This window comes from Paraburkholderia sediminicola (assembly GCF_902859805.1).
Taxonomy (GTDB): Bacteria; Pseudomonadota; Gammaproteobacteria; order Burkholderiales; family Burkholderiaceae; genus Paraburkholderia; species Paraburkholderia sediminicola.
This window is the reverse complement of sequence record NZ_CADIKC010000019.1, coordinates 12,792-32,543: the sequence shown is the minus strand read 5'-3', so window position 1 is coordinate 32,543 and position 19,752 is coordinate 12,792. Positions and strand designations below refer to the sequence as shown.

The following is a 19,752-nucleotide window of genomic DNA, read 5'->3' as shown; positions in this document are numbered from 1 at the left end:
CTCAGGATCGCGAAGTACGCTTGTAACCATTTGATTCCCAATGAAGGATTAGAGGTTGCTGCAAGCTCGTTCGTGCGATTGGCCACGCTGCGGGGTCAGCCACCGAGCAGCCACCGAGGACCGCAGTGTGCTTTCTTTGCGAGGCGCAAAAAAGTGATTTTTTCTAGCCATCGGGTTAGTTTGCCTATCGCGTTATGCGATTTGAATATCACTTTCTAATATTTGGAAAAGCGTTAATAATCTTTGCGCTGCGTTACTTTGGCTAAAGTCCGGATGTGATGAAATATCGATTGCCGCCGTTGAATGCGTTGCGCGCGTTTGAAGCTGCCGCACGTCATATGAGCTTCAAGAGAGCCGCGGAAGAGTTGTGCGTCACACCGGCGGCCGTCAGCCACCAGATCCGTACTATCGAGGAGTACCTCGGCGTCGAGCTGTTTTGCCGCTCGAACCGCGCGATCGAATTGACTGAGCACGGCAAGCGCTGTTTCCAGGAAGTCAGCCTCGGGTTCACCCATCTGACGCGCGCGATGACCTGGGTCGATACGACTCGGGATTCACAGCGACTGGTCATCACGGCAGGCCCTGCCTTCACGACCAAATGGCTCGTGCCGCGTCTTTCGAAATTCACCGACTTGCATCCCGAGATCAAAACACGCGTGTCCGCTTCGCTGGCACTGTGCGATTTCGTCAAGGAAGGGGTGGATGTGGCGATTCGCTTTGGCCGAATCGATACAGCGGCCTTGCATGTGGAGCGTCTGATCGAGGAATCCGTGGTGCCAATGTGCAGTCCGATGCTGCGCAATGCGCAAGGTCAGCCGCTCACGCCCGACGATCTCGCCCGCGTGCCCTTGATTCACGACGAGTCCCTGCGGATGGTCGACCCGGCGGCCACGGGCTGGTCGGAGTGGCTCAAGCAAGCGCGTATGAAAATCGATGTGACGCGCGGCGTGTTTTTCAATCACGCGGACCACGCAATCCAGGCGGCGGTCGAAGGCACGGGTGTCGTACTAGGCCGGCGCGTGCTGGCCGCGCAGGACGTACGGGCCGGACGTCTGACGATCCCGTTCGGACCGGAGATCCCGACGGGGCTTTTCTTTCACTTTGTATGCGCCAAAGAAATGAGCCGGTCATCCACGGTGAAGCTGTTTCGTGATTGGCTGTTCGAAGAGCTGCAGAGTGAGGCGAAGCCGCTAGACTGGCGTGAAGATATTCGATAGCGAAGGCTCTAGCGGGCTTCGGGGCGTAATATCCGGTTGTACTTTGATAACCCCCTCCATCTCTGGGCAATTTTTCTATGTGCTTGAACCTCCGGGCGAGCACCAGAACAGATTTTGACGTTGTAGTTACAGTCGCTCACGAGCAGAAATGCAACTCGTGCGACTTGATTGACCGGTGTCCGCACATAAACGGACGATTTAAGATATGGATCGAACGGCTGTACATGGCCGGTTACACCCGCTGAGATTTGGCGTCACAAAGCTGACGCTAGCGCAGGCCGAATGTTTTCGACCGGCGGCTTACGGCGTAGGGAGTGAACGCATACAGTCGGCTACGAACAGTCGCCCCGTCCAATGGAAAGGTATGTCTGCTTTTTGACGGATGGCCGTCGTGGGTACGACAGGTTCCCCGGACAATAACGTGAGGTTCACAATCGCTCGATTTCCATAGTTGGCGACAATGCGCAGCGGGGATGGCCAGCGATATGGCCGGTTTCTGTCCGAAACCTCGCGTCAGGTCGGATCTTCGCCAACAAACAATAATCAACCCATGTCGACTTTCATCTGGAATCAACCGAAGACCGGAGAGCACGGTCATTTTGCAGCGATCAGCAGGGAGTTGATCGACGCACACATCATCTCGATGTGCTCTGGTCATCTAAAATTCGGTGGGGTCAAAGCGATTGGGGATGAACTTAAGAAGGCCGTAGATCGCGGAGCCCGCGTCATCTTTTACTCCAACGACAAGCACACAGAACGGGACGCGGCCGAAGCATTGGCCAAGCTCGGTGTCGAGCACATCGTCGTGGATCACAGTCGCGCGTACCTCCACACGAAGCTGTACTGCTTCGAGGCGGGCGATCGGTATTCCGCAATTGTGGGGTCGGCTAACATCACGAAGGCTGCGCTTACGTCGAATGAGGAGCTGTCTTACGTTGTTGACGGCATCAAGGGGGATCCCCAGCACCGGCAGCTCGCAGCGTATCCGGCGTATTTAGACCACAGATGTCGCCAGGACCAGGCTCCGAGGATCGATAAAAATGGAAACCCGATACCGCTTGTTTATCGATGACATCCGTGACCCCGTCGCATCCGATTGGGTAATCGCGCGTACGTCCCTGGAGGCCATTACTCTTCTCGAGGCTCGTGGCTGTCCCTTCGAAATTTCCTTCGATCACGACCTGGGCGGTGAGGACACTGCAATGGTCGTGGCCAGGAAGCTGGTGACGATGGACTTGGATACTGGCGGCAGATTCATCCCTCCCGATTTCGTCTACTCGGTTCATAGCGCGAATCCAGTCGGCAAGGGCAACATCGAGGGTCTGCTTGAGGCATATCTGCGCCAGCGCGAGATTTCAGTCGATCGGCCCGCAGCAGGCTGATCTTAGAGGTGATGCATTCCGTTGCCTGAATGACCGAAGCACATCGATCGCAGGCGACGCCGATCGATAGAGGGACGGTCATTCACGGTGACTCCGTCGAGCGACCGCCATATCGGGTCGCGAGTACGCATTCGATTACAGTGAAGCCGCCGTTAGCGGGTACCGAAGTGCGGATGTCGGGAAAGTGATCTACAGCCGCCTAACCGATCCCTATACCTGAATGTCGGGTATGGCCGACCAGCGGACCTATTACCAAATCCTATTGGCTATGCCCCACACTCCGCAAAATCGCGCCAGCGCCGCTTGGAGTGCCCTGCTCCACATCGCAGGCGGCTATTGCCCGGAAGCCATGTCTGGCGGAAGGCAGCCGGAGTCGAACCGACCTGAGAGCGTCTGACGCCCTCAACTGGGTTTGAAGCCCAGCCGCACCACCGGATGCGAATGCCTTCCTACGGTGATTGAACAAATTGAACTACGTGAACCGCACCCAGCAACTCAAACACTGAATCAGATCAGATCGACCCAACGACTATCCGTGCGCATCAGATGCAGGCCGCGGTGGAAGCGAGTATATCCAACCCGGTCGAAGAATTCCAAAAGCTGGATCGCGCGTTTTCGCCCGAGCCCAGTGACATCGCGAAACGGTGCGGCCGCAACCATACCCGCATTTTTCTTCGCTTCAGAACCCGCAATCAAAGCCAGTTCGCGAATCACTTCATGGTGATAGAACAGGTCGCGCACAACCTGAAAAAGCTCGCCCTGTTGCGCGAGTTTGCGCAGTAACTGCCGCACGCGATCTTCGGATACGCCATGTGCATTTGCCAGATCACGCACCCAGGGCGGATCGAAACGTCCCTCTTTCAGCGCCGGCAGCAGTGCTGCCGCGAGCGCGCGATCGGCGTCGTCGAGTGTCACTGCGTGGTCCGGCAGATGCAACCACGGCCCGCGTCTGACGATCTCGCCACGCGCCGCCGCATCGTCGACCAAGGCGCGCCACAATGCATCGCCGACGAGAGGCGCTGCGATCCTCCGTAAGCGCGATACATCCGGGCCGAGTTCATCCGGCGAGCGCTCGTGATATTGCTTTAATGCCGTGATCAGCCGCGTATTCAAGGCCCGCCATGACGCATCCGCGATCAACAACGCGTCATTACCGCCGGGGAGATCCACCACGCGCGTGTCTGATGGCAACGCGAGCACGGTCGCCTGCAAACCCGTCAGTCGTTCCAGCAACGAACGGGACAATCCGTGCGGAGCCCTTGCCAGCAGCGAATCCAGCGCACCGGTGTCAAGCATGACCTGAATCGCATCGAGCCACGCCAGCCGCTCAGCCGAGCGACGTTTGCGCGAAGGCGCAAACGGATCGAGCACATGACCGCCCCCAACCGTGCGATTCGCCTGAGCATTGCGCACGACAAAACGGTCGCCAGGAAGCGCACACACCGGCCGTTCAAACACGAGTTGCACGCGCGCTCGCTGACCCGCGCCGAGCGTCTCTCCATCGAGCAACGCAACATGCGCCACCTGATGCTGCGTGCCCAGATGCACATGCAGCGGCACCCAATGCTCCAACGTCAACGAAGCATCGGCGAGAAGCGTCAGCATGACGTCGATGCGTTCCGAGGCTTCTGACAAACGTGGGTCGACAATCCAGTCGCCACGATCGATTGCGCTCTTCTCAATGCCCGCCAGATTCAACGCGCAGCGCTCACCTGCCCTTCCAGTCTCGGCCGGACGATTCTGCGCATGAATGCTGCGCACGCGCACCGGCTGATTTTTCGGCGCGAGCAGCATCGTGTCCCCCACCGCTACGCGTCCCGACACCACAGTTCCGGTCACGATCGTGCCTTGGCCTGAGAGCGTGAAGACCCGATCAATCGCGAGACGGAACAGACCGTCGTCGCGCCTCATGCGCCACGCTAATGCCGCTCCATACAAATGCGCCTTCAACGCGGCCACGCCAGGATCATCGTCACGCGTCGCGCAGGTGTCGAACACGGGTGCGTCCTGCAGCACGCTGCCGCTCAGAAACGCTGTCACCTCGTCATGCACTTGCTGCAACCGCTCGGCATCAACGCGGTCTATTTTGGTCAGCGCGATGGCGCCGCGCTTGATGCCTAGCAGCTCCACAATCGCCAGATGTTCGCGCGTTTGCGGCATGACGCCATCATCGGCGGCAATCACGAGCAACGCGAAATCGATCCCGCTTGCGCCGGCGGTCATCGTATGGACGAGCTTTTCGTGGCCCGGCACATCGATCAGGCCAAGCACATCGCCGTTGTCGAGTGGCACGTATGCATAGCCCAATTCGATCGAAATGCCGCGCGCCTTCTCTTCCTTGAGACGATCCGTGTCGACGCCCGACAACGCTCTCACCAGACTCGTTTTGCCATGGTCGATATGCCCGGCCGTACCTACGATCATGCCTGCACGTCCTTCAATTGCTCGATCAACTGCGCTTCGTCGGCGGCTTCAAGACAGCGCAGATCGAGACGCAATGCGTCGTCTGCAATACGGCCGATGACCGGCCGCGCCATCTCGCGCAAGCGCTTCTCGAGCGCGAGCAATTGACGGCCACCACGCTTGCCGTCGGCGGTCCTGACGACAAGGCCGTAGCTCGGCAGCACATCGACAGGCAATGCCCCGCTGCCGATCTGGCTGAACATGGGCTCAACCACGACGATGTAGCGATCGCCGGCCACACGCTGCAATGCAGGTTGTACCCGCTCCGCGGTGAGCCGGATGTCGTCGCCCGGTCGCGTGAGCAAACGCAGCGTAGTCAGCCGCTCAGCGAGTTTTTCCGGTGCGCGATACATCTGCAGCACGGGCTCCAATGCCGCGAGCGTCAATTTGCCGACCCGCAGCGCGCGCTTGAGCGGATGCTTCTTGATCTTCGCGATCAGATCACGCCGGCCAACGATCAACCCCGCCTGCGGGCCGCCAAGCAGTTTATCGCCGCTGAACGTGACGAGGTCGGCGCCGGCTTCGATGGTTTCGCGCACCGTCGTCTCACGCGGCAAACCCCATTGCGTCAGATCGACCAGCGTGCCGCTGCCTAGGTCCACCACAACAGCAAGACCACGCGTGTGAGCGAGCGGCGCGATGGCGTCGACCCCGACCTCTTTGGTGAATCCGCTGATCGCGTAATTGCTCGTGTGGACTTTCATCAGCAGTGCGGTTTGCGGACCGATGGCTTCGTCGTAATCCTTCAGATGCGTGCGGTTGGTGGTGCCGACTTCGCGTAGCTTGGCGCCAGCGCGGCTCATGATGTCGGGAATGCGAAACGCGCCGCCGATTTCAACCAGCTCGCCACGCGACACGATCACTTCTTTCTTCGACGCCAACGCGGACAACGTGAGCAACACTGCCGCGGCATTGTTGTTGACCACGGTCGCCGCTTCGGCCCCCGTCAACTCGCAGATGAGTTCGTCGATCAGATCGTCGCGATCACCACGCTTGCCGGTGCCGAGATCGAATTCGAGGTTGGCCGGTTGCGTGAGCGCCTTCATGACGGCTTGCACCGCTTCGTCGGGCAGCAATGCGCGGCCGAGATTGGTATGCAGCACGGTGCCGGTCAGATTGAAGACGCTGCGCAAGCGGGCAGCATTGCGCCGGCGCAGCGTGGCCTCGACGGTGACCTGCAGTTGCGCAATATCGAGCGCGCTCACCGACGCATCGCCGGACTGCGCGCTAGCGCGCCACGTATCGAGTGCGTCACGCAGAGCGCCCAACACCTGCGTACGGCCGAACTCAGTCAGCAACGCCGCAAACTCGGCCGACGCCATCACCTTTTCTACCGACGGCACACGCGCCATCAGCGCCCGCAATTCAGAGCCGGTTACATCGCTCACGAGGCAATCCTCATTCTCGGTCGGACTCGCCGGAAGAGTCATCAGCCGCAGGTTCGGCCTGTTCGGGCCAGAGCCACGGATGCGGCGACGCGCGCCGGTAACCTTCCGCTCCCATCAGCAGGTCCAGCGTGAGACTGGCGAGATCGTCCGCGAACGGTTCGAAATCGTAGTCTTTCGACTGAATGCCGATCTTCCGGTAAGTATGGCATTCGTCGCACGACTCCGCCTTCAAGGATGCGTTCTTCGAATCGGCTTCTCGCGTGGCCTCGTCAGCGTCCTGCGAGCCGACTGCGTGATAGGCAATGCCTTTGGTCGAATCGCAGTTCGAACATTTCGCGCGGACCATGTGCCACTCCGTCGCACACAGACCGCATTGCAGGTAGCGGTAATTGTCATACGCGCCACCCACGCGCACCATGCTCGCGACCGGATGCGACCCGCACACGGGACACAAGCCCAGTGTTTCGATGTAGGGTACATCCCGCTTGTGGATGTCGGCAGCGAGGTCGGTCCATACGACTTGCAGCGCGGCCATGATGAACGGCGCGCTCGCCGGATCGACTTCCTCGAAGCGCTGCGCAAAGATCGCATCGGCCTGGGTGTCGAGCGTGGCCTGATCCAGCGTTCGCAGCTTTTCAATGAGCGCTTCGAGCGGTGGTGTGAGCGGACCGGCGGCTTGCACCTTGTCGAGCAGTTGCAGCAAAACCTCGTGCCACGCGGGATCGCGCACGCCGGAAAGCGCCGGAATCAGCGGCATGGAATGCTGCTGCGCACTCGCGATCAACTCGGCGCTGGGCGGCTTTGCCTTGAAGCCGGTGATCACGGCTTGCTGCGCGTCAGCCAGCACAGCCATCAGCCGCAAATAGCCGGCGATCGGATTGCTGAGCGCCGCCAATTGACGCAGCCGCGCGGCGCGCGCCGAAAAGACCGCCAGCCGTTCCGGCGTGCGGATGCGAGGAATCGCCGTGTGATCGAGCGATTCGATATCGCCGGCCTCAAGAATGCGTTGAACCAAAGTATCGACCTCTGAAAACTGCGCTGAAAACTGAAGAGCCGCCGCAGTTCGTCGAACAGAGGCGGCGGCTCAGGGCGCATGGCAAGCTACGCCACGCTTCTTGCGGCTCCTACTTGCCGATGATTTCCTTGAACCAGTTCGGATGATGCTTTCTGGCCCATCCATAGGTCACGGTACCGCGCGTCATCGCGCCGATCGAACCCTTGATCCATAACGCCGCATAAATATGCACGACGATGCCAACGATCAACACAAACGCAGCCGCAGCATGAACCAACGCGGCGAGGCGGATGATCTCGATCGGAAAATAGAACGAGAAATAGCGCCGCCAGATCACAATGCCGCTCGCCAGCAATAGCAGCAGGCAAATCACCATAGTGAAAAATAGCAGCTTTTGACCCGCGTTGTACTTTCCGATCGCGGGGAGTTTTTCCTCACGATTGTTGAGCACGTCGTCGATCTGCTTCATCCACTGGATGTCGGCTTTGTCCAGATAGTTGTGATGCCAGAAGCGCAACGCAAGGATCAGGAACGACAGGAACATCACGCAGCCGACAAACGGATGCAGAATCCGCGTCCATTGCCCGCCCCCAAAGATCGCGTACAGCCACGACATCGCCGGATGAAACATGGCGAGGCCGGAGAGCGCCAGCAGGACGAACGTGATGGCGGTGATCCAGTGATTCGTCCGTTCATTCGGCGTGTAGCGCTGGATCAGGCTGTTGCCCTTCACGTCTTTCAGCACAACGTGTTCGTGATTTTCAGCGTGCTTCATCGGATGCCTCCCGCGAACGGCGTGCTTCATCAGCTTCGTGCTGTGCTTCGGCTTCTTCTGCCTCCGTCACCTCGTTCGGGCCGACACGGGTGTAGTGGAAGAACCCTGCCACCGCAGCAAACGCGACACCCGCCAGCGCGAGCGGTTTCGCCAGACCTTTCCACAGAGAAACCATCACGCTGATCTTCGGATTCTGCGGCAAACCGTGATACAGGTTGGCTTTGTCGGCGTGATGCAGCACGTACATCACATGCGTGCCGCCCACACCGGCAGGATCGTACAAACCGGCGTTCTGGAAACCGCGCTCCTTCAGATCGACAATCCGATCCGCCGCCTGCTGCTTCATGTCCTCCTTGGTGCCGAACATGATCGCGCCGGTCGGGCAGGTCTTCACGCACGCCGGTTCCTGACCGACAGCCACGCGATCCGAACACAGCGTGCACTTGTACGCGCGGTTGTCCTTCTTCGAAATGCGCGGCACGTTGAACGGGCAGCCGGTGATGCAATAGCCGCAGCCGATGCAGTTTTCCTCGTGAAAATCCACGATACCGTTCGTGTACTGCACGATTGCGCCCGGCGAGGGACAGGCCTTCAGACAGCCCGGATCCTCGCAGTGCATGCAGCCGTCCTTGCGGATCAGCCACTCGAGATCGCCCTCGGTGTTCTCGTACTCCGAGAACCGCATAACAGTCCACGAATGCTCAGACAGATCGCGCGGGTTGTCATAGATGCCGGTTGTCGTGCCGATCTCGTCGCGCAGATTGTTCCACTCCATGCAGGCCGTCTGACACGCCTTGCAGCCAATGCACTTCGATACGTCGATGAGCTTGGCGACCGTGCCCGTCACCGGCTCACGCACTTGCGGTTCGGGCAAGGTCGTGGCCGAGAGGCGTTTGATATCCAGTGATTGCAGTGCCATCTCTTCTCCCTATACCTTTTCGACCTTGACGAGAAACGACTTGAATTCCGGTGTTTGCGAATTCCCGTCGCCCACGGAGGGCGTCAGCGTATTGACGAGATAGCCCGGTTTCGCGAGCCCCTTGAAGCCCCAATGCAAGGGCAACCCGACTGTCTGGACCTTTTTCCCTTCGATCATCAGCGGCTTGATCCGCTTGGTGACGAGCGCAATCGCAATGATGTGCCCACGGTTGGACGATACCTTCACGCGATCCCCCGCGACCACGCCCACCTCCTTCGCCAGATCCTCGCCGATCTCCACGAACTGTTGCGGCTGCACGATCGCATTCAAACGCGCGTGCTTGGTCCAGTAGTGGAAATGTTCGGTCAGACGATACGTGGTGGCCGTATGCGGGAAGTTCTCATGCGTGCCGAAAGCGGCCCGGTCGTCCGGGAACACGCGCGCCGCCGGACTGCTGACGACCGCCTTGTTATCCGGATGCAGCGGGTTATAGCCGAGCGGCGTTTCAAACGGTTCGTAGTGCTCGGGGAACGGACCTTCCACCAAACCGTCGCGCGAGAAGAAGCGCGCCACGCCCTCCGCATTCATGATGAACGGATTCATGCCATTTTCAGGCGGCTCGTCCACCTTGAAGTCGGGAATGTCGGCACCGCTCCACGTCTTACCGTTCCACGCGATCAGCTTGCGCGTGGAGTCGAACGGTTTGCCGCTGACGTCGCACGAAGCGCGGTTGTACAGAATCCGCCGGTTCGCAGGCCATGCCCACGCCCAGTTCAACGTATTGCCGATGCCGGTCGGGTCCGAGTTGTCGCGACGGCCCATCTGGTTGCCCGCCTGAGTCCACGCACCACAGAAGATCCAGCAACCGCTCGCGGTGCTGCCGTCGTCGCGCAATTGCGCGAAGCCCGCCAGCTGCTCGCCTTTCTTCGCGAGCACCTTGGTTTTGTCGGTGGCGTCGGTCACGTCGGCGAGCGCCTTGCCGTTGAACTCCATGGCGAGTTCTTCAGGTGTCGGGCTTTCCGGATCGGAGTAAGGCCAGCTCATGTTGAGAATCGGATCGGGATACTTGCCGCCGTTCTCCTTATAAGCCTTGCGAATACGCAGCCACAACCCCGACATGATCTCGAGGTCGCTCTTCGCCTCGCCCGGGCCGTCAGCGCCCTGCCAGTGCCACTGCAGCACGCGGCTGGAACTGACTAGCGAGCCGCGCTCTTCGGCGAAACACGTGGTAGGCAAACGGAAAACTTCCGTTTGAATCGTCGACGGGTCCACGTCGTTGAACTCGCCGAAGTTCTTCCAGAACTCCGAAGTTTCGGTGGCGAGCGGATCCATGATGACAAGCCACTTCAACCTGGCCAGACTCGCGCCGATCTTCGCCTTGTTCGGCGCCGCGGCAAGCGGGTTGAAGCCCTGTGCGATGTAGCCGGTCATCTTGCCTTGATTCATCAGCTCGAAGACCTGCAGCATGTCGTATGACTTATCGAGCTTCGGCAGATAGTCGTAGCCGAAGTTGTTCTCGGCGGTCGCGTTATCGCCCCACCATGACTTCATAAAGCTGACGTGAAACGCGCGGTAGTTGCGCCAGTAGCTCAACTGGTTCGGCCGCAACGGCTGGCTCGCGCGCTTCGTGATGAAGGCGTCGAAGTCCTGCTCGGCTTCCATCGGCAACGTCATGTAGCCCGGCAACAGGTTCGACATCAAACCCAGGTCGGTCAAACCCTGAATGTTCGAGTGACCGCGCAGCGCATTCATGCCGCCGCCCGCAATGCCGATGTTGCCCAGCAGCAATTGCACCATCGCGCCGGTGCGGATGATCTGCGCGCCAATCGAGTGATGCGTCCAGCCGAGCGCGTACAGGATCGTGCCGGCACGCCCCGGGACGGCCGTCGACGCCAGCATCTCGCACACCTTGAGGAATTTTTCCTTCGGTGTGCCGCAGGTCCGCTCGACCTGTTCGGGCGTATAGCGCGAGTAGTGCTGCTTCATCAGCTGATAGACGCAGCGCGGGTGCTGCAGTGTCGGATCGATTTTGGCGTAACCGTCCTCGCCAATCTCGTAGTCCCACGTGCTCTTGTCGTAGCTGCGTTTATCCGCGTCGTAGCCGGAATACAAGCCGTCCTTGAACGAGAAATCCTCCCGCACGATGAACGGCATATCCGTGTAATTCTTGACGTACTCGTGCTGAATCTTGTCGTTGGTGAGCAAATAGTTGATCACCCCGCCGAGGAACACGATGTCCGAGCCGGTGCGAATCTGCGCGTAGTAATCCGCAACCGAGGCCGTGCGCGTAAAGCGCGGATCGACCACGACCAACCTTGCCTTGCGATGCGCCTTCGCTTCCGTGACCCACTTGAATCCGCACGGGTGCGCCTCGGCTGCATTGCCGCCCATCACGAGAATCACATCCGCGTTCTTGATGTCGACCCAATGGTTCGTCATCGCTCCACGGCCAAACGTCGGGGCAAGACCTGCCACCGTCGGGCCATGTCAGACACGCGCCTGATTGTCGAATGCCAGCATGCCAAGACTGCGGACAGTCTTGTGCGTCAAATATCCCACCTCGTTACTGCCGGCCGATGCTGCGAGCATGCCGGTGGTCAGCCAGCGGTTGACCTTCTTGCCGTCTTCCGTCGTCTCGACGAAATTGGCGTCGCGGTCTTCCTTCATTAGCTTGGCGATACGATCGAGCGCGTCTTCCCAGGAAATCCGCTTCCATTCATTCGACCCAGCCGCGCGGTACTCCGGATACTTCAACCGGCTCGGGCTGTGAATGAAGTCGATCAGGCTCGCGCCCTTCGGGCACAACGTGCCGCGATTCACCGGATGATCAGGATCGCCTTCAATGTGGATGATGCTGGACTTTGCATTCTTGGCGTTGTCGCCAAGTCCGTACATCAGGATGCCGCAGCCCACCGAACAGTACGGGCAGGTGTTGCGGGTTTCGGTTGTGCGCGACAGTTTGTACTGACGAACCTCGGCCAGCGCGGGTGCCGGAGAGAAGCCCATGAGGGCCAAACTTGATCCGGCGAGCGTGGTGGCGGAGACCTTCAGAAACTGTCGCCGGGACATGTGGGTCATGTAATGGCCTCGGCTCTTTTTGGGATACTAATAACGATTATAGAGGCCGATATGAAGTCCTGCAGCCAGACTCCCCATCTCTTTAAAGTTCTTAAATATGAAGCGCCACAGCCGATTTAACAGAAGCGGCACTTTTCCACTTGCATCAGTTGATTGCGTCCGCAACGACCCACGCCGTGAGTAGCCGCGGTTCTGCGCAGCGCGCGAACAACGGCCATAATGTGGTCATTCGAAGCCTGAAATCCGCGCTACACATGACCGACACCCTCCCAGCAGCAAACCCTTCGCCCCGCCTGACCAGCCTGTCGCACGGCGGAGGCTGCGGCTGCAAGATCGCTCCCGGCCTGCTCGCCGATCTGCTCAAGCGCAGCGCGCCGCTGCCGTTCTTCCCCGACCTGCTGGTCGGCAACGATACCGCCGACGACGCCGCCGTCTACCGGCTCAACGACGAGCAGGCGATCGTCGCCACCACCGATTTCTTCATGCCGATCGTCGACGACCCGTTCGACTTCGGCCGCATCGCCGCAACCAATGCACTGTCCGACGTCTACGCCATGGGCGGCAAGCCGATCATGGCGCTGGCGATAGTCGGCATGCCGATCAATGTGCTGCCGCACGACGTGATCGCAGCGGTGTTGAAGGGTGGCGAGTCCGTCTGCGCCGAGGCCGGCATTCCCCTCGCCGGCGGTCATTCGATCGATTCGGTGGAGCCGATCTATGGCCTGGTTGCGATCGGTGTGGTCGATCCGCGGCGAGTCAAACGCAATGCTGGCGCACGGGCTGGCGACGTGCTGATCCTCGGCAAACCGCTGGGCGTGGGCGTGCTGTCGGCGGCGTTGAAAAAGGACCGGCTCGATTCAAACGGCTACGCTGCGATGATCGCGGCCACGACCAAACTCAACCGGCCGGGCGCGGCGCTGTCCGCGCTTGACGGCGTACATGCCCTCACAGACATCACCGGTTTCGGCTTACTGGGCCATACGCTGGAATTGGCCCGCGGGTCGAATCTGACCGCCCGCGTGCGCTATGCAGATCTGCCCTGGCTGCCGGATGTGGTCAGCTTCGCGGAAGCCGGCATTTTTACCGGCGCTTCCGGGCGCAACTGGGACGCTTACGGTAAAGATATCGTTTTGCCCTCCTCATTGCCGTCGACGGCTCGCACCCTGCTCACCGATCCGCAAACCTCGGGCGGCCTGCTGGTTTCGTGCGCGCCGGCTGTAGTCGACGAAGTGCTCGCCCTGTTCCGCGCCGACGGTTTCCACGAGGCGTGTGTGATCGGCGAAATGGTCAGGGGAGAAAAGCGAGTCGAAGTTAGCTGAGTCGCAAGCGGGTTTCATCGGCAAGGCCGAGCGAAGCAAGGCAAGCCGCAGTTCCTGGAAGCGGGCCTGGGCGGCTCGCCAGCCGGTATTCACGCCGCATGCGATAATTTCGCTTCCCCCGCCGGTCCGTTTCGTCCGTAACCCCTTGAAAAACCTACTCGTCAGCCTCGATCAAGCCGGTGATTTCGATGAAATCATCGACGTACGCACGCCTCTTGAATTCGCCGAAGACCACATTCCCGGCGCGCTCAACGCACCTGTGCTGAGCAACGAAGAGCGTGTTCTGGTCGGTACAACTTACAAGCAGGTCTCACCGTTCGAAGGCACGCGGATCGGCGCGGCGCTGGTTGCGCGCAACATCGCGCACCACCTGGAAACCACCTTCGCCGACCGGCCGCGCAACTGGCGGCCGCTGATCTATTGCTGGCGCGGCGGGAAACGTTCGGGCTCGGTCACGACGCTGTTCAATATGATCGGCTGGCCGGCACGTCAGCTGGACGGCGGCTATAAAGGCTATCGGCGCGCGACGCTGGACACCCTCGATACGCTGCCGAAGAAGTTCAACTACATCGCGCTAGTGGGCCCGACCGGCAGCGGCAAGACACGCCTGCTCGAGGCGCTGCGCCAGGCGGGCGCGCAGACGCTGGATCTCGAAGCGCTGGCCGCCCATCGCGGCTCGCTGCTCGGCGCATGGGCCGGCATTGAGCAGCCGTCGCAAAAGCGCTTCGACACACTGCTGGTGACTGCTCTGCGCACATTCGATCCCAAACGGCCGGTGTTCGTCGAAGCGGAGAGCCGGCGAATCGGTTCGGTTGCGCTGCCGCTCGCGCTCCTCGACACGTTTCATCAGGGCGCCTGCGTCGAAGTGCTGTCGAGCCACGAAGACCGCGCGGCGTTCCTGCTGCATGACTATGCGCATCTGTTCGACGATCCTGAATCGTTGAAAGCACAGTTGCAGAAGATGATCGGTTTGCATAGCCGCGAACGTGTCACGGGCTGGCAACATCTCGTCGATGAAAATAGCCGGGCCGAGCTCGCGCGCGAGCTGATCGAGCGGCACTATGATCCGGCGTATGCGCGCAGCAGCCATCAGCATTTCGTGCAGTTGCCACGGGCGTTGCAAATGAATTTTCGGCCCAACGACGCCGATCTCGTTGAGCAGGCAAAGGCCCTGCTTGCCCAGCTCGATAACAACGCGCTCGCCGTCATCTGACTAAAAACTAACGTTCAAGACCATTCATCATGCAATCAACCCTTCGGCAGCCCCGCGTCGCCCTTGGCTGGATCGTGTTCCTGCTGATCGCCGTCGTCGGACTCTTCTATGTGAAGTGGTTTCCGTACTACAACCGCGCCTTCGTCGCCGCGAGTCAGCATTCCATCGGCAAGTCGATCCTGATGGGCACGGCGTCGAGCGCGCCGGCTGCCTCGTGGCAGGCCGCCTTCGATTACGCACTGGCCTACGGCAAGGCGATCTGGCAAGCCATGGTGCTAGGGCTTCTGCTGGGCTCGGCGGTGCAGGCGCTGATTCCGCCTCAGTGGGTCGCACGCGCGCTCGGCCGGTCCGATTTCAGCAGCGTGGTGAAGGGCGGCCTGATGTCGTTACCGGGCATGATGTGCACGTGCTGCGCGGCGCCGGTCGTGGCCGGCTTGCGCGCCCGTCAGGCAGCACCGGGTGCGGCCATCGCCTTCTGGCTGGGCAATACCGCGCTGAACCCAGCCACGCTGATCTTCATGGGCTTCGTGCTCGGCTGGCAATGGATGGGCTTGCGGCTTGCCCTCGGCCTCGTGATGGTGTTCGGTCTCGGCTACCTGGTGAACCGCATGGTCACGCCGCAAGAAGCCGAAGCGTCGCGCGAAGCCGTGGCGCAACTCGTCACCACCGACGACCCGGGCACCGCGTTCACACGCTGGGTGAAAATCCTCGGAACAATGACGCTGCGGCTGATTCCTGAATACATCGTCCTGGTGCTGATTCTCGGCGCCGCACGAGCATGGCTGTTCCCGCACATCGGACCCAGCATCGATAACAGCCTGCTGTGGATCGTCGCTTTGGCGATTGCCGGAACGCTGTTCGTGATTCCGACCGCGGGCGAAGTGCCGATCATTCAGGCCATGCTCTCCTTCGGCATGGCTGCGGGTCCGGCTGGCGCGTTGCTGATGACGCTGCCGCTGATCAGCGTGCCGTCGATGGCCATGCTTGGGCGCTCGTTCCCCAGGCGCGTGCTGACGGTGGTAGCACTGGCCGTGGTGGTTTGCGGGGTGGTCAGCGGGTTATTGGCTATCGCTTTGGGCTTCTAAACGATGAAACGTATCGCAGCATTCGCTCTAACGAGCTGGTCGGCCGCCGGCCTTCTTTACTTCGGACAGCACTCGGTGGCCCTGATCGTCATCAGCGGGGTTGTCGCGCTGGCCGGCTTCGACCTGCTCCGTCCCTGACGGGATCTACGTCGGACGAATCGTCGCCGACTCGAGCGTCATCCTGCGGCGCGCGCCGATCAGCGCGGCGATAGCCGTGCCAATCCCCAACGCGAACAGACACGCCGTCGGCACCAGCATCGGCGCAACATGGCTGTGCGCCACCTTGCCGACATAGGGCATCAGATTCTGCCCGGCAAAGCCGCCCAGATTGCCGATCGCATTGATCGCCGCCACACTCGCCGCGGCCCTTGCACCGGAGAAGAATCGCGGGGGCAGCGACCAGAAGCACGGATAGAGCAACGGTATACACGCCCCGCCCAGGCACAGCGCGGCAAAACGCAACGACGCGGTCGGCAGGACGAGACTCGACGCAAAACAAACGACGCCGATTCCGGCTACCACGCTCATCGCCTTCAACACGACGCGCTCACGCTTGAGCTTGCCGGGCAGCCACAGCAGAAGCAGTGTCGCGAGCGCCCACGGAATCATGTTCAGCAGACCGTTCAGCGAAGACGACACGCCATCGCTTTTTAGCAGCGTCGGCATCCAGTAGGTCACCCCGTATAACGACGTCGACATCAGCATGTACGTCAGCGCGAACATGAGCACCTTCGGATCGAGCAATGCGCCCCAGGGCCGCGTCGCCTTGGCGTCATCCGACGCTTCCCGCTTGAGCGCGGCAATGACGACATCCTTCTCCTGCGGCGAAAGGAACGGCGCTTCCTGCACCGAATTCGGCAAGAACTTGAGCGCGACGAACGCAATCAGAATGGCGGGAATGCCGGTGGCAATAAACACCCACTGCCAGCCCGCGAAGCCCCACGTGCCGCCTAGCGTCAGAAGAAGACCGCCGACCAGCGAGCCCAGCATGTTGGCGAGCGAACTGCCCAGCGTGAAGAACCCCAGCACTTTGGTGCGATAGCTCTGCGGGAACCACTGCGTGAGGTAGTAGATGACGCCGGGATAAAAACCGGCTTCGGCAACGCCCAGTGCGAAGCGAAAGGAATAGAAGACGGGCAGCGAGCGCGCGAACGCCATCAGCACTGTGACCACGCCCCAGGTCATCATGATGCGCGCAAGCCAGGTCCGCGCGCCGAAACGATGCAGCGCCAGTGTGCTGGGCACCTCGAAGATGAGGTAACCGATGAAGAACAGCGAGGCGCCCAGCCCGTATGACGCTTCCGTCATGCCGAGGGCATGCACCATCTCCAGCTTGGCGAAACCGACGTTCTGACGGTCGATAAACGAAATCAGAAACATGACGATCAGAAGCGGCATCAGCCGCCACGCCATCTTTCTCATTACCTGCTGCTCAAATCCTGCCTGCGTAGACATGTCCGCTCCGGTTTCCTCGCCGGCCGCCTTCGCCACTCGCCTCGCGGCATGGCAGCCGCTACGTCGGGAGAAACGGCCAGATTGATGTAGTCATATATATGTTTATATGAACTGACGCTGGACACCATGAGGTGATACCCGGATAGGCACGTGCAGCCCCAGCGATCCTGGCGGCACTGTGTTCAAAGAAAACGGAGTGAGGTTGAGGCGGATCAGCTCCGCTGTATTCCAGCAGGTAGCTGACTCAGCGGATTTCCACCTGATACTGAAACGTCGCGGCGGCGCCGCGCGTGCTGCGCCATTCGAACGGCGTGCCCGCGAAGTCTGACGCGACACGCTGGACTTGAATCACGGGGCTGCCGACCGCTACATCGAGAAGCGAGGCATCGTCGGATGTGGCTTGTTCTACTCTTAAGATTTCCGTAGCAGACGCCACGATCTGCCGGCAAAGACGCTCATACAACGGATACAACAGGTCCTCGAAATCGCCGAGCGGCAAGGTGGCCAGGGGCTCGAAACGCGCGCGCGGCAACCAGATTTCTTCAGACAGAACCGCCTGGCCTTCGATCAGGCGCACACGTGAGAGGTGAATCGCTTTCTCGGAGGCTTTCATCCCCAAAGTAGAGCGAATTTCTTCGCCGGGTTTCACGATCTCGCGCTTGAGCACGCGCGCGGTCGGCCGCACCGGCTCGCCGTCGCGCGACTTGAAACGGAAGAAGCGAAACAGGGACGAATCGAAACGGGGCCGGCGAATAAATGTGCCCTTGCCCTGGCTGCGCGTGAGCACGCCGTCGACAACCAGCAGATCGATCGCTTTACGAACCGTGCCAGTGGAGACGTTATAGAACTGCCCCAACTCCGCTTCCGTGGCGATGGGTTCCTCCAACGCCCATTCGCCCGCGGCAATGCGGCCAACCAGGTCGTCACGCAATTGCTGATAGCGGGGCAACCGACCATCCGGCCTGGTCACGAAAGAGGTTGCGTCCATAGCATTCATATAGTTGTTCAGAGGAGTAACTACTGTACAACATCCCACAACGGCAACGTGAGCAAGGGTTAATACTCAATGACTTCTGGCGGCTTTGCGGCCACCATTCATGTAGTCATATATATGACTACATGATAAGCACGACGGAGACGGCTATGTTCACGTGGTACAAGCAAGGCACGCCCCTCGAACGCAACACCTTCTGGGGGTGCTTTGCGGGTTGGGGACTCGACGCGCTCGATGTGCAGATGTTCACCCTGGCCATTCCCGCGATCATTGCCGCGTACGGCATCGACCATACGCAGGCCGGCGCGATCAGCAGCGTGACGTTGATCTCCTCGGCGCTCGGTGGCTGGATCGCAGGCGCGTTGTCGGACCGCATCGGGCGGGTCCGGACCTTGCAAATAACGATCCTCTGGTTCGCCGGCTTCACCTTTCTCTGCGCGTTCGCGCAAAACTTCCCGCAACTCCTGGTTCTCAAGGCGTTGCAAGGATTCGGATTCGGCGGCGAGTGGGCGGCAGGCGCGGTATTGATGGCGGAAACCATTCGTACCGAACACCGCGGCAAGGCGATGGGCGCCGTGCAAAGCGCCTGGGCGGTCGGCTGGGGCGCGGCGGTGCTGGTGTATGCCGCGGCGTTCTCCTGGTTGCCGTCGGACACTGCATGGCGCGTGATGTTCGCCGTCGGCCTCGTGCCGGCCGGCCTGGTCTTATTCGTCCGGCGCAATCTGAAGGAACCGGCACGCGTCGCGCCGGCGAGCGCTGCTCCCAAGGTCTCGGTGCTCGGGCAGATAACCCAGGTCTTCCAGCCGCGCGTGCTCCGGACCACCGTGATCGGCGCCGTGCTGGGCACCGGCGCGCATGGCGGGTACTACGCGATCATGACCTGGCTACCCACCTTCCTTGCCAAAGAACGGCACTTATCGGTTCTGAACACCGGTGGTTATCTGGCGGTCGTCATCGTGGCCTTCTGGTGCGGCTGTATGTTGAGCGCCTATCTGCTCGACCTCATTGGCCGCCGGCGCAATGTCGCCCTCTTCGCGTTCTGCTGCATCGTGACGGTTCTCGCTTACGTGATGCTGCCGCTGACCAACACGCAAATGCTCGTGCTGGGCTTCCCACTCGGCTTGTTCGCCGCGGGCATCCCAGCAAGTCTCGGCCCGCTTTTCAACGAACTGTATCCGGCCGACATGCGCGGCACAGGCGTCGGATTCTGCTACAACTTCGGACGGATCGCCTCGGCGGGCTTCCCTGTGCTCGTCGGCTACATGAGTCATTCGATGTCGCTCGGTATGGCAATCGGAATCGACGCGGCCATTGCTTACGGCCTCGCGATGATCGCGGTGTTGCTGCTTCCTGAGACGCGTGGCAAACGTCTGCGTGGCGTGGTGCCTGAATCGGCACCCGACGCCGTCGACAACACGCGATTGACCCTGGACCCGCCGCGGGGCTGAT

At 60.6% G+C, this 19,752-nt stretch carries 16 protein-coding genes and 1 tRNA gene; 8 read left to right on the top strand and 9 right to left on the bottom strand.

The window, feature by feature from the left end; translation table 11 throughout:
* Positions 1–278: 278 nt before the first annotated feature.
* The 3 genes from gcvA to R8871_RS36300 all read left to right on the top strand — a co-directional run bounded on the left by gcvA (position 279) and on the right by R8871_RS36300 (position 2,599).
* On the top strand, positions 279–1,217 hold the full coding sequence (gene gcvA / locus R8871_RS36310; RefSeq protein ID WP_175054727.1) for a transcriptional regulator GcvA: 939 nt from the start codon (positions 279–281) through the stop codon (positions 1,215–1,217).
* Between the two features lie 550 nt (positions 1,218–1,767).
* The gene (locus tag R8871_RS36305) at positions 1,768–2,289 is read left to right on the top strand and encodes a phospholipase D-like domain-containing protein (protein ID WP_217468938.1); all 522 of its coding nucleotides are present in this window, start codon (positions 1,768–1,770) and stop codon (positions 2,287–2,289) included.
* Positions 2,258–2,599, top strand: a complete 342-nt coding sequence (locus R8871_RS36300) for a cyclic-phosphate processing receiver domain-containing protein (RefSeq protein WP_175054726.1) — start codon at positions 2,258–2,260, stop codon at positions 2,597–2,599. The genes R8871_RS36305 and R8871_RS36300 overlap by 32 nt, the downstream gene beginning before the upstream one ends.
* Positions 2,600–2,953: 354 nt before the next feature.
* Here the strand turns inward: R8871_RS36300 and R8871_RS36295 are convergent.
* From R8871_RS36295 to fdnG, 7 genes are all read right to left on the bottom strand, one after another.
* Positions 2,954–3,049 (bottom strand) — tRNA-Sec (locus R8871_RS36295).
* A gap of 57 nt (positions 3,050–3,106) precedes the next feature.
* A complete protein-coding gene (gene selB, locus R8871_RS36290; protein ID WP_175054725.1) occupies positions 3,107–5,023 on the bottom strand; it encodes a selenocysteine-specific translation elongation factor in 1,917 nt (638 codons plus the stop codon).
* On the bottom strand, positions 5,020–6,450 hold the full coding sequence (selA, locus tag R8871_RS36285) for an L-seryl-tRNA(Sec) selenium transferase (RefSeq protein WP_175054724.1): 1,431 nt from the start codon (positions 6,448–6,450) through the stop codon (positions 5,020–5,022). Before selA ends, selB begins: the two co-directional genes overlap by 4 nt.
* 10 nt (positions 6,451–6,460) lie before the next feature.
* Positions 6,461–7,465 (bottom strand): formate dehydrogenase accessory protein FdhE, encoded by a 1,005-nt coding sequence (gene fdhE, locus R8871_RS36280; RefSeq protein ID WP_175054723.1) that lies wholly within the window; start codon positions 7,463–7,465, stop codon positions 6,461–6,463.
* A gap of 109 nt (positions 7,466–7,574) precedes the next feature.
* Positions 7,575–8,240 (bottom strand): formate dehydrogenase subunit gamma, encoded by a 666-nt coding sequence (locus tag R8871_RS36275; RefSeq protein ID WP_097394618.1) that lies wholly within the window; start codon positions 8,238–8,240, stop codon positions 7,575–7,577.
* Positions 8,227–9,159, bottom strand: coding sequence for a formate dehydrogenase subunit beta (fdxH, locus tag R8871_RS36270; RefSeq protein ID WP_175054722.1), 933 nt, complete (start codon positions 9,157–9,159; stop codon positions 8,227–8,229). Before fdxH ends, R8871_RS36275 begins: the two co-directional genes overlap by 14 nt.
* Before the next feature lie 9 nt (positions 9,160–9,168).
* The gene (gene fdnG / locus R8871_RS36265; protein WP_175054721.1) at positions 9,169–12,237 is read right to left on the bottom strand and encodes a formate dehydrogenase-N subunit alpha; all 3,069 of its coding nucleotides are present in this window, start codon (positions 12,235–12,237) and stop codon (positions 9,169–9,171) included.
* A 254-nt stretch (positions 12,238–12,491) separates the two neighbouring features.
* On the opposite strand from fdnG, the gene selD reads away from it, so the two are divergent.
* The 4 genes from selD to R8871_RS38775 all read left to right on the top strand — a co-directional run bounded on the left by selD (position 12,492) and on the right by R8871_RS38775 (position 15,992).
* Positions 12,492–13,556 carry a selenide, water dikinase SelD gene (gene selD / locus R8871_RS36260; protein ID WP_175054720.1) on the top strand — a complete coding sequence of 355 codons (1,065 nt, stop codon included), beginning with the start codon at positions 12,492–12,494 and terminating at the stop codon, positions 13,554–13,556.
* Between the two features lie 145 nt (positions 13,557–13,701).
* Positions 13,702–14,769 (top strand): tRNA 2-selenouridine(34) synthase MnmH, encoded by a 1,068-nt coding sequence (gene mnmH, locus R8871_RS36255; RefSeq protein ID WP_175054719.1) that lies wholly within the window; start codon positions 13,702–13,704, stop codon positions 14,767–14,769.
* Positions 14,770–14,798: 29 nt separating this feature from the next.
* Positions 14,799–15,854 carry a permease gene (locus R8871_RS36250; RefSeq protein ID WP_175054718.1) on the top strand — a complete coding sequence of 352 codons (1,056 nt, stop codon included), beginning with the start codon at positions 14,799–14,801 and terminating at the stop codon, positions 15,852–15,854.
* Positions 15,855–15,857: 3 nt separating this feature from the next.
* Complete coding sequence (locus R8871_RS38775) at positions 15,858–15,992, top strand: hypothetical protein (RefSeq protein WP_281370274.1); 135 nt, start codon at positions 15,858–15,860, stop codon at positions 15,990–15,992.
* A 6-nt stretch (positions 15,993–15,998) separates the two neighbouring features.
* Here R8871_RS38775 and R8871_RS36245 read toward each other — a convergent pair whose 3' ends face one another.
* Positions 15,999–17,309 (bottom strand): MFS transporter, encoded by a 1,311-nt coding sequence (locus R8871_RS36245; RefSeq protein ID WP_175054717.1) that lies wholly within the window; start codon positions 17,307–17,309, stop codon positions 15,999–16,001.
* Between the two features lie 244 nt (positions 17,310–17,553).
* On the bottom strand, positions 17,554–18,297 hold the full coding sequence (locus tag R8871_RS36240; RefSeq protein WP_175054716.1) for a GntR family transcriptional regulator: 744 nt from the start codon (positions 18,295–18,297) through the stop codon (positions 17,554–17,556).
* Positions 18,298–18,452: 155 nt separating this feature from the next.
* Between R8871_RS36240 and R8871_RS36235 the strand changes: the two genes are divergently transcribed.
* Positions 18,453–19,751 (top strand): MFS transporter, encoded by a 1,299-nt coding sequence (locus R8871_RS36235; RefSeq protein ID WP_175054715.1) that lies wholly within the window; start codon positions 18,453–18,455, stop codon positions 19,749–19,751.
* Position 19,752 lies beyond the last annotated feature (1 nt).